Below are 499 nucleotides of genomic sequence, written 5' to 3'. Positions count from 1 at the left end.
TCAGCTCCCTCACTACACTCCTCACGTACCTATTATGTACGCTCCGGTGCTCGTTCGGTCGCTTCCTTGATCTGCTTGCTTCTCGAAACCCTCTTGTTCGGTTTTCAATACACCAACACAACTTTGTTTGATTTCTTGAAACCCTCACGGTTTACTTTACTCTATGAATAAATCGATAGAGAGAAAAACTAAAATGGCGATTACTCGGTAATTTCTTGGTTCTTCTTCATTATCTAGTTTTCAAGGTACAAACGGTAACCAAAGGTTACGGTTTTGAGAGATTGCACTCTCAAAACTAAACAAATCATACGGCTATTTTGACTTGGCAAAATAGCTTCATCAACTTTTCGATTTATGAGACATCTAAGTCTCCATATTCCTTAGAAAGGAGGTGATCCAGCCGCACCTTCCGATACGGCTACCTTGTTACGACTTCACCCCAATCATCTGTCCCACCTTAGGCGGCTGGCTCCAAAAGGTTACCCCACCGACTTCGGGT

General features: G+C 43.1%; 1 rRNA gene. It reads right to left on the bottom strand.

What is annotated here, in order from left to right:
• Positions 1-384: 384 nt before the first annotated feature.
• Positions 385-499: ribosomal RNA gene (locus PZE06_RS26060) — 16S ribosomal RNA — on the bottom strand; the annotation flags it as partial.

The sequence above is a fragment of the Robertmurraya sp. DFI.2.37 genome, from assembly GCF_029211245.1.
Classification (GTDB): domain Bacteria; phylum Bacillota; class Bacilli; order Bacillales; family Cytobacillaceae; genus Robertmurraya; species Robertmurraya methanolica_A.
Note: the sequence above shows the minus strand (reverse complement) of the source record. Positions and strands in the feature narration are given on the sequence as shown.